Consider the following 16470-nt stretch of genomic DNA (forward strand, 5'->3'; position numbering starts at 1 on the left):
TCAGGCCTCCTTCTGGGCCTGGCCGACGACGATGAGCCGCGTGCCCTCGAAGCGGGTGGGGTCGAGGACCCGACGCCCGTCGACGACGACCTCGGCTCCGGGCAGGTCGCTGGCCGACAGGTCGCGGTACTCCGCGTGGTCGGCCTGGAGGATCGCCAGGTCGACCGGCTCCCCGATGGCGTACGCGTCCCAGCCGAAGCGGGCCAGCTCCTCGGGCGAGTACATCGGGTCGTGGACGACGACGTCGGCCCCGGCCTCGCGCAGCGCCTCGACCGTGGCGAAGACCCCGGAGAACGCGGTCTCCTTGACGCCACCGCGGTAGGACGCACCCAGAACCGCCGCCTTCTTGCCCTGCAGCGACCCACCCATGGCGCCTGCGGCCAGACCGACGCAGTAGGACGGCATCTCGAGGTTGGCCTCTCGGGCGGCCGACACCACCGTCGCGTGCGGGTCGTTCCAGAGGTACAGGCGCGGGTAGACGGGGATGCAGTGCCCGCCCACGGCGATGCCGGGACGGTGGATGTGGCTGTAGGGCTGGGAGTTGCTCGCGTCGATCACCTGGTGCACGTCGATGCCGTGCTCCGCCGCGAAGCGCGCGAACTGGTTGGCGAGGCCGATGTTGACGTCGCGGTAGGTCGTCTCGGCGAGCTTGGCCATCTCGGCGGCCTCGGCCGACCCGAGGTCCCAGACACCGTTGCCACGCTCGAGGTCCGCCCGGTCGTCGAACTGGAGCACCTCCTCGTAGAACGCGCGGGCACGGTCCGCACCCTCCTGGGAGAGCCCTCCGAGCAGCTTGGGGTACTTGCGGAGGTCGGCGAAGACACGCCCGGTCAGCACGCGCTCGGGCGAGAACACGAGGTGGAAGTCGCGCCCCTCCACCAGTCCGGAGCCCTCCTCCAGCCGCGGCTTCCACCGGGTGCGGGTCGTCCCGACGGGCAGCGTCGTCTCGTAGATGACCAACGTCGAGCCGTCCGCGCGCAGGCCACGGGCGATGTCCTCGGTCGCTGCGTCCATCCCGCCGAAGTCGGGGCGGGCCTCCTCGTCGACGAACAGCGGGACGACCACGACCACGGCGTCGCTCTCTGCCACCGCCGCCGCCGTGTCGGTGCTCGCGCGCAGGGCGCCTGATCCGGACACCTCTGCGAGGTACTCGGCGAGGTGCGCCTCCCCCGGGAACGGCTCCGTGCCGGCATTCACTGCGTCGACCACCGCCTGGCTGACGTCGGCACCGATGACCTCGGCCCCGGACCGGGCGAACTGCACCGCGAGTGGAAGTCCGATCTTGCCCAGGCCGATGACGGTGACCTTCATGAAGCTCCTTGTGTTCGAGTGCAGCGAGCGATTCCGCACGCCATCGTAGCCGGGGAGGAGACGACCACCGTCAGGCGCGGAGGTCCTCGGCGTACTCCTCCAGCGTCTCCTCGATCGAGGCGTCGGCGCGCAGCTCGCCCCGGCGCAGGTACAGACCACGGGTGCAGAACCGGCGCAGGTCCTTCTCGTTGTGGCTCACGAGGAAGAGCGTCCGCCCGTCCGCCAGGAGCTCCTCCATCCGTGCGTAGCAGCTCTCGCGGAACGCCTTGTCCCCCACGGCCAGCACCTCGTCGACCAGGATGATCGGCTCGTCGAGGGTGGTGATGACGGCGAAGCCGAGGCGCACCTTCATTCCCGACGAGAAGTGGCGGTATGCCGTGTCGAGCCCGTCGCGGACCTGTGGCCCGGCGAAGTCGACGATCTCGTCGAACCGCTCGTCGATCACCTTCTTGGGCAGGCCGTGCAGCCCTGCCGTGAGGTAGATGTTGTCCCGCGCGGACAGCTCCCCCACGAACCCACCGGTGAGCTCGATGAGCGGCGCCACACCTCCACGGACCTGCACCGACCCCTCGTCCGGGAGGAGGACCCCGGCGATCATCTTGAGCAGCGTGCTCTTGCCGGAGCCGTTGCCCCCGACCAGCCCGACCGCCTCGCCCGGCTGGATGTCGAACGAGACGTCTCGCAGCGCCCAGAAGGTCTCCTTGCTGGCGCCGCTGCGGCCCTGGAAGAGCATCTCGCGCACCTGCATCCGCCGTCGACGGGCTCGCAGGAACTCGATGCCGAGACCGTTGACGGAGATGACCGGGTCACTCATCAGATCTCCTTGAGCACACTGCGCTCGAGCCGGGAGAAGACGCGGAAGCCGAGGAGGAGCAGGATGACGGCGGTGACCACGGAGAGCCCGATCGGGCCCCACATGATGGGGTAGCGGTCGTGCTCGAAGAAGCCGGCACGCATGGCCTCGACGACTCCGGTGAGCGGGTTCAGCCAGGTGAGGCGGTCCCACGGTGCGGGAACGAGGTGACCGGTGTAGATGATCGGGGTCGCGTAGAAGCCCATCCTCAGCAGGATGCGCACGACCCTCTGCATGTCCGTCACCAGGACCGTCACGGGGGCGAGCAGCAGGCCGATCCCGACGAGCGCCACGAACTGCACGAGCACGCCGAGCGGGAACAGGATGAGCCACCGGTTGAGGTGCAGCTCCCCACGCGCGAAGTAGAAGAGCGCGAAGGCCAGCAGGACCGGCAGCGAGAGGAGGTACTCGACACCCTTGCTGCACACCACGCGGACGACCCAGACCTCGCGGGGCAGGTTGGTGGAGCGCACCAGGCGCGCCTCGGAGATGAGCGCTCGGGAGGTGTCGGTGGTCGACGCGGAGAACCACTGCCAGCTGAGCAGTCCGATGACGAGGAAGAGGAAGTAGGGCTGGTGACCCAGGTCGCCGCGCCGCAGGATGCCCACGAAGACGACGAAGTAGATGAGGGACATCAGCAGCGGGTCCAGGACGGTCCACAGGTAGCCGAGCACGCTCCTGCTGTACCTCACTCGGAGGTCACGGACGACCAGGGTCGACAGGACGCTGCGGCGATCCACCAGCACACGGGTACGACCGACGAGTCCCATCGACACCTCCTTCTTCCCGCTGTCACACCTTGTCGTGAGGAACGCGTGTGCAGGCTACTGCACCTGTGCCCGTGAGCCCCTCAACGGCTCGGAGGCCCTCCTCGTGGTGCTCTAGGCTCGGTCACGTTCTGTCAGTCCTACCTGCGAGGTTCCCCTTCCGTATGAACGCGCTCCGCGAACCCGCCGTTCGACGAGGCGTCCTCGCCATCGGCGTCTGGGGACTGGCCTGCGCCGTCGCCCTCGCCGGGGCCCTTGCCGAGTCCGGCTGGGTGGTCGCCGTCGCGCTCGTGGTCTCGTACGTGGCAGACGCGACGATGTATGCCGGTGACCTGCGCCTGACGAGATGGCTGGGCGCGCACCGCCTGGCAGCGGCGGAGAGGTCGCTGGTGCGTGAGGCGGTCGCGGTGCTCGCCTGGCTCCTGGCGGCAACGCCCGCACTCCTTCCCACGGTCGCGGTGGTCACGGCCGTCATGGCCGTACACGCGGCCCACGTCGGTCACCGCGTCCTCAACTGGGGCGACCGCCGGCGGCGTGGTGGCAGGCTCGGGTGGCTGGGGATCGACGTCGACGGCCGGTTGCAGGGTCCGGAGGTTCTCCCACCGGTCCTGCCGCAGCTGTGGACGATCCGCGGTCCACGCACCGCCCTGCACGCCGACCTTCCGGTCGTGCTGGGCCTGCTCGTCGCCGTCGCGGGCGGACCGGACGACGCGCCCGTCTGGGGCGCTGGTCTGACGATCCTAACGAGCGTGCTCGTGCTCGCCGCGAGCCTGCGGCGCTCTCGGCTCGTCCTCGGGCTGCCCTCCGCGAAGAAGGACAACGACCGGCTCCGCTCGGCGGTCGAGCGCCTGGCGCCGCAGGTCGTCGTCTACTTCAGTGGAGGCGTCGGCACGACGTACCAGCTCAACGTGTGGCTCGAGACGCTGGAGCGCCTGCCCCAGCCGACGCTGGTCCTGATCCGCGAGGCACACCATCTCGAGGCGCTGACACCCACGACCCTGCCCATCGTGGTCGCTCCGCGGGCGACGGACGTGGAGCTCATCCAGACGGAGTCGATGCGTGTCGTGCTCTACCCGACGACGGTGATCCGCAACAACCACATGATCCGGCTCCCGGGGCTCAGGCACGTCTTCATCAACCATGGGGACGGGGACAAGGCGGTCACCTACAGCCCGTTGCACCGCGTCTTCGACGAGGTGTGGGTCGCGGGGCGGGCGGCCTGCGACCGCTACCTGCAGCACGGGGAGGGGATGCGCACGGACCAGCTCGTGGTCGTGGGCCGGCCCCAGCTGGCCCACATCGAGCGCGCCCGGGAGCTGCCCGATCCGGATCGGGCACGGACCGTGCTCTACGCGCCGACGTGGGAGGGCAACTTCGACAAGGTCGACTACTCCTCCGTCGCAGGCATGGGCGTGGAGCTGGTCGACGCACTCCTCGCGGACCCCACCCTGCGGGTCCTGTTCAAGCCACATCCGGCGACCGGTACCCGGCTGCGGGCGGCAGGTGACGCACTGCGTCTCATCGAGTCACGCCTGGCCGGTGCACCCAACGGTGTCCTCGTCCACGCCGACGCCGGTTCGCTCTATGAGGCGTTCAACGACTGCGACGTCCTCGTCGCTGACGTGTCCAGCGTGGTGGCGGACTTCCTCGCCTCCCGCAAGCCCTACCTCATGACCAACCCGAAGTCGCTGCCCCACGAGCAGCTCGAGCGCGAGCTGCCCTCCACCACGGGAGCGACGATCCTCGACCCGGCTCAGCTGCCCCGGGTCCTGGACCTCCTGCGTGAGGCCATGGGCCCCGACTCACGGCGGGAGCGCCGGGAGCAGCTGGCCGACTACTTCCTCGGAACGCGCGACAGCGACCCGGTCGCGCGCTTCGTCGACGAGGTCGGACGGTGCGTGGGTCGCTCCCAGGCGCGCCATGACGTGGCCGAACCCGTGCACAGCGAGGGGGGTCAGGCATGAGGGTCCCCCGCCCCCTCTTCGCCCTGCTTGCAGCGGGCTTCGCCGTCGCCCTCGTCGGAGTCGGGTTCGCCTTCGACCGACCGGGCGCTGGCGGCCTCATCTTCCTGGGCGGCACCGTCATGGTCCTCGTCGCCGAGAGCCTGCTCGTCCGCGAGGCAGTGCTCCTGCGCGCCCTGGAGGCCGCGCACATCGGCGGGACGGTCCGTGCGGGCCTGTTCGGCTTCCTCGTCGCCGGCCTCTCGTCGTCCCTGCTCGAGGAGCAGTCCGGCAGCCCCCACCTCGCGCCAGCAGTGGCGGCGCTGGCCTGGGTCCTGCACCTCATCGCCTCCTTCCTGTCGGGTGACGCCACCGCGGCGAGGGAGACCATGAGCCAGGTGTCCTGGCGCCAGCTGAGCGTGCCCGGGGTGCGCCGGACAGCACCGCTTCCGCTCGCCGGTCGACGACCTCTGGAGCGCATGTTCCTCGGCGCCCTGGCCCTCTTGGGAGCCGGGACGGCCCTCGTCCACCTCGGCGCCCCCAGCCCGGTGCTTGTCGGGTCTGCCGTCGTCGCCGCCCTCCTCGTCGTCGCCGAAGTGGTCATCGCCGGCGTCGAGCGAATCCGCGCCCTGGACGACACCGGGCTCCAGGAGTCGGTGGAGCGGCTGGCCGACGCGCTCGCGGCCTACTCCCCCGACGCGATCTTCTACTATTCGCGACCCGAGGCGATCGGCTACATCGCCAACGTCTGGATGCCGGTGCTCGACCAGCTCGAGCGCCGGATCATCGTGCTGTGCCGCGAGCAGTACAACGCCGACCTCGTCGCGACCTCGCGCCTGCCCGTCGTCCTCGTCCGTCGCGCGAACGACCTGGAGAAGGTGGTGCCCTCGTCGGCGCGGCTGGCGATGTATCCCTCGAACGTCGCGAAGAACAACCACCTCATCCGGGTTCCCGGCCTCGTGGACGTCTTCATCGGTCACGGCGACAGCGACAAGGGTGGTAGCGCCACGACGCTCAGCCGCATCTACGACGAGGTGTGGGTCAGCGGTCCGGCCGCGCGAGACCGCTACCGCACCGCGCACGCCGGCGTGCGTGACGACCAGATCCGTGAGATCGGCCGGCCCCAGCTCGCCGAGGTGGTCCACGCGTCACCCGAGGACGACCTCTCGGGCGATCGCGTGTCCGTGCTCTACGCCCCCACGAGGGAGGGCTTCTTCTCGGCCTGGCAGTACTCCTCGATCCTCACGCAGGGACACGGGATCCTCAGCACGCTGCTCGCCGACCCGGGCGTCCAGGTGCTCTTCAAGCCGCACCCCGGCACGGGCACCGACGACCCGGCCTTCGGTGAGGAGGTCCAACGCCTCGTCGCACTCGTCGAAGGGGCCGGCGCCCCGCACGAGGTGGTCTCAGGGACCGAAGGGCTCTACCAGGCCTTCAACCGCGCCGATGTCCTCGTCAGCGACATCTCGAGCGTCATCACCGACTTCCTGGCGTCCGAGAAGCCCTACGTCGTGACCGACCCGAGCGGCATCTCGGAGGAGGACTTCCGGCGCGAGTTCCCGTCGGCCGCTGGCGCGTGGATCCTCACCGGTGACGGCACGGGCGTCGCCGAGGCGGTCCGCGATGCCGTCGGCGAGGACCGTCACGCCGACCGGAGGCGGCGTACCGCCGGCTACCTCCTCGGCTCCGCGGAGGGTGACCCGCTCGCACGCTTCGACGCAGCCTTTGACGACGCCGTCGCCGCGACCCAGGACAAGGCGGCCAACCGACCGGTCCCGTAACCCTCAGGTCACTGGACCCGACCTCAGCGCGAGGCGGGCACCTCGATGCTGAGGTTGCCCTTGTCGGTGGCGTAGGCCTTCGCGCCATCTGAGGCACTCAGGTCGGCACCGGGTGTCGTCCCCGCCGGAGCCGGGACACGGCGGATCAGTGACCAGCCGGCCACCCAGAGGCGTGCGTTGACGTCGATGGTGCCGTGGGCCGGCCGTCCCGCAGCCATCAGGGCCGGGTCGATGGTGCCCGTCCCTCGCGCGACGAGTCGCAGCAGGCCCTCGTCGCCGGAGGGCTCGAGCGACACGGTGCCCCGCACCGGGGCGAAGTAGTCCTCGGGCGCGTCCCGCTCCTTGACGAGGAGGTCGAACCGCGCTCGGTCGATGTCGTCCGTGACGTCGAGTACGTCCGGCGTGACAACTGCGGGGTCGAGCTCGACGGGCGGCACGTGGACAACTCGGTCGCCGTTGCGGCGAAAGGTCACGTCCGAGCCGTCCGCATACCGGAAACGCATCTCGATGTCGACCTCGACGACGTCACCAGCCAGGCGCACCGCCGTGGTCGTGATGTCGGCGCCCTGCCCCAGCTCGGCCGTGGCGAGCGGCAGCAGGTCCTCGAAGCGGTCGTGGCGCAACAGTGCGGAGCGGATCCGGACGCGCGTGGGCAGCTGGCGGTCGACCGACGGCGGCACACGTCGAAGCGTCAGGTCGCGAATCGCGGCATACATCTCGCTGCGGCGCTCTTCGTCATAGGTCACGAACCGCTTGTCGGTCAGCCGCATGAGCATCTTGGTGTCGTACCAGTGCGCCAGGAGTCGGTCGCGCAGCTCGGGATCACCAGCTGCCTTGTCCTCCACGACGGCCAGGACGGCGTCCATGCTGGTCCCGTAGTAGGTCGCGGCGACCCACGGGTTGTAGGACGCGTTCTGGGCCCCGTCGGGATCCTTGCGCTTCGTCCAGACATAGCAGGGCTGGTCGGCGTAGATCGAGATGCGTCGGGCGGCGAAGAACGCCTCGATGTTGAACAGGTGGTCCTCGAGACGGAACACGCCCTCCCGGAAGGCCAGCCCGTGGTCGGCGAGGAACTGCCGTCGATACATCTTGTGAGGGGTGAGGATGCCGAGCACCGGGTCGGCGCCGAGGCGCGCATCGGGCACGCTTTCGCGGAAGACCTCCTTGGAGACGACCCTCCCCTTGCCGAGCTCACGACCGATGACGACGTCACTTCCGTGACGTGTGCCGTAGTCGTACATGTCCTGGAGTCCCGAGGGCGGGATGACGTCGTCGTTGTCGGCGTAGACGACGTACTCGCCGCGCGCGACCCGAGTGCCGACGTTGCGGGGGCGGCCGGGCCAGCCCGAGTTGCGGATGCGCCGGTAGGTGAAGTTGCTGTGGCGCAGGGCCTGGAGCGCGAGCCACCGCCCGGTGCCGTCGGTGGAGCCGTCATCGACGAAGACCACCTCGAACTCGTCGTCACGGAGTGTCTGGGCCTTGAGCGAGGCGACGAGGTGGCGGATGTGCCGGCCCGGGTTGTAGACCGGCACGACGACGCTCACCTTGGGCGAGCGCGGACGCAGCCCGGGGCGCCTGCTCATCGGCCGGCTCCGAGGTCGGACGAGGCGGCCTCCGAACCCTCGGGCATCTCGTCACTGGGCTCGGTCTCGTGCATGGACGCGGCCACCTCGGCCGAGACCTCGTGCGAGCCGAAGGGATCCGCACGCCGGACGTCGATCACGTAGCCGGTCTGTGGTGACAGGAGGACACGCAGGGCCGCACGGGCCACGGTCTCGGAGTCGAGGAGGCTGTCGGCCGGCTCCTGCCCGAAGGCCTTGGTGCGCATCGGCGTGCCCGTCCGCTCGGGGTTGATGCAGTTGACCCGCACGCCGTCGACGGCCCACTCGTCCGCGAGCGCCTGGGTGAGGTTGACCGTCGCCGCCTTGGCCGAGCTGTAGAGGCTGTAGCCGGAGCGGCCACGCGTGTAGGAGCTGGACGTGAAGAGGAGCAGCCCTCCACCCGTCTCGCGAAGGTAGGGATGGAACTCCTGGGCGATGAGGATGGGCGCGACGTAGTTGACCTCGGTCGCGGCGTAGATCGTCTCCTCGCTCGTCTCCTCGAGCCTGCCGCGGGGCAGGACACCCGCCGAGTTGACGACGAAGTCCACTCGCCCGGTCGCCGCCAGGACCTTCTCGCGGGCGGCTCGGACGTCGGACCGGCGCTCCACGTGGGTGCCGGTCAGGGAGCGGCTGAAGGTGAACACGGTTGCGCCGAAGCGCTCGCAGAGCGCCACGATGTCGGCGCCGATGCCATAGCTGCCTCCGAAGACCACGACCGTGCGCCCGTCGAGGGCTGCCCGGAAGTCCTCGTCGGGCCGGTCGTCGGGCAGGTCGTGGCTCGTGAGCTGGAACAGCTTGTCGGCCAGGTAGACGTCGATCGGCTCGGTGACCTTCATGTTGCGGTCGTCGCCGGGCACGACGACGATCGGCACGTCCGGCAGGTAGCGCAGCACCACGGTGCAGTCGTCGGTGGCGGTGAAGTCCGGGTCCGCGCCGGCGACCTCGTAGGCCCTGGCGATGACCGACCGGCGGAAGCCCTGTGGCGTCTGACCACGGCGCAGCATCGAGCGCTGGGGCACGTCACGGATCTCGTCGCGTTCGTTGACCTCGATGATGGTGTCCGCCGAGGGGATGGCCGTGTCGACGGCCTCGTAGGTGGCGAGCGCCGCCACGCAGTCGGCGATGATGCGCTGGCTGAGCAGCGGCCGCACGGCGTCGTGGAAGAGGACGTTGCACTCCTCCTCACCGAGCGCCGCGATCGCGCGCTCCGTGGTGGCGTTGCGGGTGTCGGCCCCCGGAAGGATCTGCGTGACCTTGGCGTAGCCGCCCTTGTCGACGATCTCGCGCACCGCGTCCAGGTGCCCCGGCGTCATCATGACGATGACCTCGTCGATGAGCGGACTGGCGTTCATCGTGTCGATCGTGTGCTCGATGATGGGACGACCGGCGATCTTGATGAGCTGCTTGGGGATGCTGAGCCCGACACGGGTCCCCACTCCACCGGCGAGGACGACTCCAACGGTTCGCATCGCTGTCACGGCGCAGACACTACCCGACCGCTCATCGGCCGCCCCCTACGATGAGGCCATGCTCGCCGACCCGCTGACACCCCTCGAGCCGCTGCAGTGATCGAGGCCCAACCGGTCGGTTGGCTCTCGGCTGTCCCCGTCCTGCTGGCCTGTGTCCTGCTGGTGCTGGGGCCCGGCGCGGCCACCCTGCGACTGGCCCGCTTCCCCCTGCTGGTGGTCGCGGGCGCTGCCGCTCCCCTGACCGTCTCGGTCCTCGTCGTGGCCGGGCTTGCGGCCGGCCAGGTCGGCCTGCCATGGACCGCGGCCACCCTGGCCGGCGTCGTCGTCCTCATGCTGGCGGCTGGGTTCGCGGTCGGTCGACTGCGTCGCTCCACCGCAGTGTCACCGCTGCCACGGCCCAAGGCGGCGTGGGTGGGCGCGAGCGTCGTCCTTGCAGCGCTCGTCGGTGCGCTGCCGGCGATGGTGACCATGGGCGATGCCGGCGCGATCCCCCAGCAGCCGGACACGATCTTCCACCTCGGCACCATCAGGTCGATGCTCGACCTCCGCGACATCTCCACGCTGCACGCGCTGGGGTTCGCCACACCGGGGGGGTCCGGCTTCTACCCGGCCGGCTTCCATGCGGTCGCAGCGACCCTGGTCGACCTGACCGGCGCCTCCGTCACCGTGGCCGCCAACGCCGTGGCCATCGTCAGCGGGTTCCTCGTCTGGCCGCTGGCGATGACGCTGCTCGCCGGGGTCGCCTTCGGGTCGCGGACCTCCGTGCTCGTCCCTGCCCCGTTCGCCGCCGTGGTCTTCTCGACCTTCCCCACGTGGTTCCTGGGCTACGGCGTCCTGTGGCCCAACCTGCTGGGGCAGGCGATCCTGCCGGCCACCGTCGCGCTCGGCGTGCGGCTCCTGCGCGCCGAGCGCTCCTGGTCGGAGCTGGCGTTGCTCGTCATCCTGCTGCCCGGCCTGACCATCTCCCATCCCAACGCGCTCTTTGCGTTCGTCGTCGCCGCCGTCGTCGTGGTCGTGTGCGCAGCGATCGCGTATGCCGTCCGCCCGGGTGTCGCTGCCCGCCGGCGGTTGGCCGCCCTGGTCGCCGCAGCCGTGTGCACGGGGGGCGCGGCCGCGGCGTGGCTTCTCGGCGGAATGCTCTCGCCGTCGATGCGCGCCTCGAACCCGCTCGGCCCGGAGGCCACGCTCTCCGAGGCCGTCATCGACGTGGCCTTCTCGGCGGCTCGCTGGCAGCGCCCGCTCTGGGTCCTCGGCATCGTCACGCTGGCCGGTGCTGTCGTGCTCGTGGTCCGACGTCGCGGCGGCTGGGTCCTCCTGCTGTCTGCAGTGTGCGCAGTGCTCTACGTCCTCAGCGTGGTCGTGGACTCCCCCCTCGTCCGCTGGGTCACCTGGCCCTGGTACAACAACTCACCCCGGCTGGCGAGCCTCCTCGTGCTTCCACTGGCCCTCCTCGTGGTCGCGGCGCTGTCGCACGCCGCTCGTGTGGTGGCCCAGCACCTGCGACCGTCCGTGCGTCCGCTCGTGCCGGCCGCACTGGTCCTCGTGCTCCTTGCGACGACGGTGGGCGGCAACGCGGCCGCACGCGTCATGGCACTGGACGGCTACTACGACCCAGAGCCGTCCCAGTCGTGGATCTCGCGGGCCGAGCTGAGGTCCCTCACGGTCCTGGGGCAGAAGATCCCCGACGGCTCGGTGGTCGCGGCCAACCCGTGGTCCGGAGGGAACTGGCTCGCGCTCGTGAGCGACGAGCGCATGCTCTACCCCACCGAGAAGGTCCTGTCGGGCAGCCGCGACCTGATCGTGCTCGGCAAGCACCTCGACGAGGTGGCCTCGGACCCCGAGGTGTGCCGTCTGGCGCGGGAGCGTCAGGTGGACTATGCGATCACGGGTGGGCGCGTGGCGACCAAGACCAAGGCGTCCCGGTCGGCCTACTCCGGGGTGGAGGGTGTGGGCGACGCGAAGGCCTGGGAAGAGGTGGCCGAGTCGGGCCCCTACCGGCTCTACCGGCTCACCGGCTGCCAGACCCGCTGACGACCGGAGCCGGTGACGGTCAGCTCGACAACGCCGCGGCGATCGCGGACTCGAAGCGCTCCGTCGCCGCCCCCGGACTGACATCCCCGAAGTAGTGCTCGACGAGCTCGCCCCAGCCCGACGGCATACCCGTCATGACCGAACGCACCACGGACACCGCGTCGGGCGCCTGCTCGACGTGCAGTCGCGGTGCCAGCTCGAGGAACGCCGTGGGCGGAACGCTCGCGAGGTCGTTGGCCGGCTGTGTGACGAGCAGGGGCTTTCCGGTGGCCAGCCAGTCGTAGGCGACGGACGACACATCGGTGATGCACACGTCCGCGAACGCCGGCTGCCAGCCGTAGTCACTGACGTCGACCAGGTGGTCGGTGTCCGCCAGGAGCGCCCGGATCTCGCCATCGGCCCGCCGGTGTGCCGAGGACACGGTCCCCGAGCGCGGGTGCGGCCGGTAGATGACCCGGAAGCCCCCGTCGCGCAGGAGGGACCGGACGAGGGCGACGCCATGGGTGGGCAGGGAGCCGTAGGACATGCTCGGCCGGTCGCCCTCCCACGTCGGGGCGTAGAGCACCCGCACCCTGTCGTCGCGTGGCCACTCGGGAGCACCCGCCCGCGCGTGGTCCAGCTGCGGGCGCCCGACCATCGGTGCGCGGGTCGTCGCGTCGAACCCGCGCAGCGCTCCCGAGAGCCGGTCGCGTCCCGCCTGCCCGGCCACGAACACGCGGTCGTAGGCCTTGTTCTGGTTGGACACGCTCGAGTCCTTGTCGCTCTCGCCGTGGCCGAGGTAGATGTGCACCGGGCCCGCGAAGCGCAGCATCCTGAAGTTCCGCTCGAGGTGGTTGACGTACAGGACGCCGCGCACCCCGGCCGCCACGAGCGCCTCGAGGTCCGGGGCGCCCTTGGCCAGGCGGACCGGCAGGTCGGTGGCATCCATGACCGCACGGGCACCGTCGGCCCGGGTGCAGACGATGACGAGCGGGAGGGTGCGGTCGAGGTGCTCGAGCACCGGGAGCCAGTCGACCAGCTGGTACAGCTCCACCGGGCCGCCGGCATAGAACACTGCCACCGGGAGGTCCGGCATCGGGTTGCGCTGCTTTGCCGCCGTCGCCGTGGCAGAGGCCCGCAGGTAGTTCGCGGCCTGCGTCTGGAGGGTTCGAGCGACGTGCGTGACCCGACTCAGCACCAGAGCACTCCCTTCGAGAGGCGTTGGAGCGCCCGTGGCACACCCACGCTCAGCACAGTCCGCAGGAGACGCCACGGTAGCCTGCACCGAACCTGTCGCGCGCCACCGGCGCCCCGACATCCGACCCCCGAGGAGGCCCCGGTGACTCGCGCGACAGCGGAGCGGCCGTTCGCGACCCGGACCCCGAAGGTGTCCTACGTGCTGCCCGTGCTCAACGACGCGGCCGCGCTCCACAAGGCCATCACGAGCGTGCTGGCGCAGGACTACCCCGGGGAGCAGGAGGTCGTCGTCGCCGTCGCCCCCTCGCACGACGGCACCCGGGCGGTCGCCGAGGAGCACAGCCGCGACGACCCACGGGTGCGCGTGGTCGACAACCCCGACACCGACATCCCGGCCGGGCTCAACCGTGCCGTCGCCGCCGCGGACGGCGAGGTCATCGTGCGTGTCGACGCCCACTCCGAGCTCCCCCCCGGATACACCCGGCGCATGGTCGAGACCCTGCGCCGCACCGGCGCGGCGAACGTCGGTGGCGTGATGCTGGCTCGGGGCAGCTCCGGGCTCCAGGCCTCCGTGGCCAGGGCCTACAACAGCGGGTTGGGCCTGGGTGGTGGCGCCTACCACGCCGGCACCGAGGAGGGTCCCGGCGAGTCGGCCTACCTCGGCGTCTTCCGCCGCAGCGACATCGAGCCGCTGGGCTGGTACGACGAGTCCCTGCGGCGCGGCGAGGACTACGAGCTCAACCAGCGGATCCTGGCGGCCGGACACCTCATCTGGTTCGTCCCCGATGTGCAGGTCGAGTACCGTCCGCGGGCCGGCTGGGGCTCGCTCGCCCGGCAGATGTATGCCACCGGGGTCTGGCGTGCCGAGATGGTGCGGCGCGCCCGCTCCACCCCACCGCGCTACCTCGCGGCTCCACTCGTGGTCGGTGGGCTCGGCGCCAGCCTGGCCGTGGGCGCTGCCCAGCTCGCTGGCGCCCCCAGATGGCCGTGGTCGGTGGTGCACACGGGTCCGATCGCGTATGCCGCCTTCCTCGCGTATGCCGGGCAGGCGATGGGCGGGCAGAGCGCCTCCGAACGTGTGCGCGACGCCGCGGCCGTGGCCACCATCCATCTCACCTGGGGCGCCGGTTTCCTCAAGGGCCTGGCCCTGGGCGCAGGCGCGACGGTCGACCGTTCCCGCGTCAGCCGCGGCGCCGGGCGCGCCCTGGGCCAACGCTGAGCAGACGGTCGACGACCCTCCGGGATGCCTCACCGTCGTCGAGCGCGTTGAACTCGGCCTGCCACGAGGCATACCTCGTGGCCCAGCGCTCCCGCTCCGCGGTCGCCGACAGCACGGCGTCGGCGCACTCGGACGCCGTGCGCACGAGCGGGCCCGGCGCTCTCGCACCGAGGTCCCAGTTGAGGCCACGGGTGGTCGATGAGTACTCCTCCTCGTCGGCGACGAAGAAGACCATCGGGCGGCCGGATGCGCTGAAGTCGAACATCACCGAGGAGTAGTCGGTGATGAGGACGTCCGCGGTCGCGAGGAGCGGACTCACGTCGGGCTCCCTGGTGACGTCAAGGACGCGTTCGCCGAGCGACTGCGTGCGCGCGTCCATGGTGCGGGCGTGACCGCGCACCAGCACGGTCCAGTCGGGCCCGAGGCGACGGGCGAGGTCGGCGACATCGAGGAGGTCCGGCGCGTCGAGGGCGTGGTCACGCCACGTGGGCGCATAGAGGACGACCTTGGGGGTCTTGATGCCGAGGCGGGAGCGGATGTCCCCGTCGTCACCGCGGGCGATGACGTCGTTGCGCGGGTAGCCCTCCACCCACATCGGGCGGGCAACGGCGTACGACCGGCGCAACAGCCGGGCTGCCGACGGGCTCTGCGCCAGCATCGCCGACCAGCGGGAGGACTGCTTGACGACGGCGGCGAACAGTCGCGGGGTCCGGCCCCGTCGCCCCAGGGCGATGCGCTTGAGCGGGGTGCCGTGCCAGGTCTGGAGCAGGAACTGGTCCCGACGGGGGCGCCAGTCGTCCTCGACCCAGTCGTTGAGGACCAACAGGTCCGCGGCGTCACGCGCGGCGAACCACTCGGGGGTTCCGCGTCGCACCGCCTCGGCGCCGTGGGGAACGGTCACCGACGCATCGGTGACCGACCACGTCCGGCGGGCGGACGGCATACGCGCGGAGATCTCGCGGTCGAGGGCGGCCGGGTTGCACGAGACGTTGCGGCCGTGGAAGCTCTCGAAGAAGACCGTCCGCGGCCACTCCTCGAGCCGCTGTGCACCCGTGAGGGCGAGGACGCGGTCGACCACCCGGGCGGCGGAACGACCGTCGCGGTGCGCGTGGAAGCGCTGGGCCACCCCGGCGGAGTGCGCCAGGGCCTCGGCCCGCGCCGGACCCTCCTCGAGGACAGCGGTGAGGCGTTCGAGCGCCTCGGCCCAGGTCCGCTGGACGGAGCCGCCAGCCGTGTCGGCATACGGCTCGTAGAGCCCGTGCTCGGCCGCATAGGTCACCTCGTCGGGAGCGAGATGCACGATGGGCCCGCCGGTAACGGCGTAGTCGACGAGGACCGATGAGAAGTCGGTGACGAGGGCATCGGCGGCGCTCAGCACGGCCATCACCTCGGGCTCCGCCTCGGATGCCAGCAGCCTGACCGCATCCGAGGTGTGGGTGTAGTCGCCGATGCCCAGAGGGTGTGGTCGCACGACGAGGACAGCGTCGTGCTCGGCGAGCCAGGACTCGATGGCCTGCCACTCGGCGTGGGTCGGCACGACGGGATCGGCCCGTCCGTCGCGCCAGGTGGGCGCGAAGAGGACGACCCGGCGCTCACCCAGTGGGCCGACCGAGGACTCCAGCCGGGTGCGCGCCGCCCGGCGACGTTGCTCGGCGCCACCGCGGAAGAGCACGTCCGTCCTCGGCTCCCCCAGCACCTCGACCCGCCCCTCGGGGAGGCCGAAGGCGCCGCGGAGCCGGGGGACGACCAGCTCCGAACCGGCCGGCATCACGCCGATCCGGGACGTGCCACGTCGATACATGGCACCCATCAGCCGTCGTGCGGGAGCGATGCCGCCGATGATCGGCAGCCGCAGGGCCGCGGGGCTGTCCAGGTGCATGCGCTTGAGCGGGCTGCCGTGCCAGAGGTTGACCACGAGCGCACCACGGCTGCCGAAGCGACTCGCGTCGCCGAAGCCGTGCGTCACCACGACGACGTCCGCCCGCAGGGCACGCCAGAACGCGCGCCACGAACCGTGGTCGAGGACGTCGGCACCGATTGCCCGTGCCGCGCGGGCCTCTCCGGCAGAGCGCGCGAGCCACGTCACCCGCGGCGGCGCGGGGCGGGACAGCGCCTCGACGAGGAGGGCACGGGCCCCGTCGTTGACCCCGAGAGCGCTTCCGACCACCCACGAGCCGCGACGGCGCGGGACGAGCCGGCTGAGGAGGTCACCGCCCAGGTAGCGCGGCAGGGCCAGCAACTTCGAGGCGTTGTTGCGGGCGAAGGCGTTGTCGGGCACGGCTCGATCATCCCTCAGGGCAGCTGGGCCGAAACGTCCGCAGG

11 protein-coding genes are annotated in these 16470 nt (G+C 71.0%); 4 read left to right on the forward strand and 7 right to left on the reverse strand.

Going from position 1 to position 16470, the window contains the following annotated elements; translation table 11 throughout:
• The 3 genes from ASG74_RS02520 to ASG74_RS02530 all read right to left on the reverse strand — a co-directional run bounded on the left by ASG74_RS02520 (position 1) and on the right by ASG74_RS02530 (position 2934).
• Entirely contained in the window at positions 1-1311 is a 1311-nt protein-coding gene (locus tag ASG74_RS02520; protein ID WP_056138630.1) for a nucleotide sugar dehydrogenase, read from the reverse strand.
• A 70-nt stretch (positions 1312-1381) separates the two neighbouring features.
• Positions 1382-2125, reverse strand: coding sequence for an ABC transporter ATP-binding protein (locus ASG74_RS02525; RefSeq protein ID WP_056138631.1), 744 nt, complete (start codon positions 2123-2125; stop codon positions 1382-1384).
• Positions 2125-2934 carry an ABC transporter permease gene (locus ASG74_RS02530; protein WP_056138633.1) on the reverse strand — a complete coding sequence of 270 codons (810 nt, stop codon included), beginning with the start codon at positions 2932-2934 and terminating at the stop codon, positions 2125-2127. The genes ASG74_RS02525 and ASG74_RS02530 overlap by 1 nt, the downstream gene beginning before the upstream one ends.
• Before the next feature lie 161 nt (positions 2935-3095).
• Between ASG74_RS02530 and ASG74_RS02535 the strand changes: the two genes are divergently transcribed.
• Complete coding sequence (locus ASG74_RS02535) at positions 3096-4895, forward strand: CDP-glycerol glycerophosphotransferase family protein (RefSeq protein WP_056138635.1); 1800 nt, start codon at positions 3096-3098, stop codon at positions 4893-4895.
• Positions 4892-6652 carry a CDP-glycerol glycerophosphotransferase family protein gene (locus tag ASG74_RS02540; protein WP_056138637.1) on the forward strand — a complete coding sequence of 587 codons (1761 nt, stop codon included), beginning with the start codon at positions 4892-4894 and terminating at the stop codon, positions 6650-6652. Before ASG74_RS02535 ends, ASG74_RS02540 begins: the two co-directional genes overlap by 4 nt.
• Positions 6653-6675: 23 nt before the next feature.
• Here the strand turns inward: ASG74_RS02540 and ASG74_RS02545 are convergent, their stop codons facing one another.
• Together ASG74_RS02545 and ASG74_RS02550 are read right to left on the reverse strand one after the other, a co-directional pair.
• Positions 6676-8235, reverse strand: coding sequence for a glycosyltransferase family 2 protein (locus ASG74_RS02545; RefSeq protein WP_056138639.1), 1560 nt, complete (start codon positions 8233-8235; stop codon positions 6676-6678).
• Positions 8232-9722, reverse strand: coding sequence for a bifunctional cytidylyltransferase/SDR family oxidoreductase (locus ASG74_RS02550; RefSeq protein WP_082569466.1), 1491 nt, complete (start codon positions 9720-9722; stop codon positions 8232-8234). The genes ASG74_RS02545 and ASG74_RS02550 overlap by 4 nt, the downstream gene beginning before the upstream one ends.
• Before the next feature lie 96 nt (positions 9723-9818).
• On the opposite strand from ASG74_RS02550, the gene ASG74_RS02555 reads away from it, so the two are divergent.
• On the forward strand, positions 9819-11753 hold the full coding sequence (locus tag ASG74_RS02555; RefSeq protein WP_056138641.1) for a DUF6541 family protein: 1935 nt from the start codon (positions 9819-9821) through the stop codon (positions 11751-11753).
• A gap of 19 nt (positions 11754-11772) precedes the next feature.
• Here ASG74_RS02555 and ASG74_RS17515 read toward each other — a convergent pair whose 3' ends face one another.
• On the reverse strand, positions 11773-12930 hold the full coding sequence (locus ASG74_RS17515; protein WP_056138642.1) for a CDP-glycerol glycerophosphotransferase family protein: 1158 nt from the start codon (positions 12928-12930) through the stop codon (positions 11773-11775).
• 141 nt (positions 12931-13071) lie between these two features.
• Here ASG74_RS17515 and ASG74_RS17520 point away from each other — a divergent pair, with 141 nt between their 5' ends.
• Complete coding sequence (locus ASG74_RS17520) at positions 13072-14148, forward strand: glycosyltransferase family 2 protein (RefSeq protein ID WP_235498774.1); 1077 nt, start codon at positions 13072-13074, stop codon at positions 14146-14148.
• Here the strand turns inward: ASG74_RS17520 and ASG74_RS02570 are convergent.
• The gene (locus ASG74_RS02570; protein WP_056138644.1) at positions 14111-16426 is read right to left on the reverse strand and encodes a CDP-glycerol glycerophosphotransferase family protein; all 2316 of its coding nucleotides are present in this window, start codon (positions 16424-16426) and stop codon (positions 14111-14113) included. The two genes, ASG74_RS17520 and ASG74_RS02570, sit on opposite strands and share 38 nt — an antisense overlap.
• Positions 16427-16470 lie beyond the last annotated feature (44 nt).

Origin of the sequence: Knoellia sp. Soil729, from assembly GCF_001427985.1 — a bacterium.
Classification (GTDB): domain Bacteria; phylum Actinomycetota; class Actinomycetes; order Actinomycetales; family Dermatophilaceae; genus Knoellia.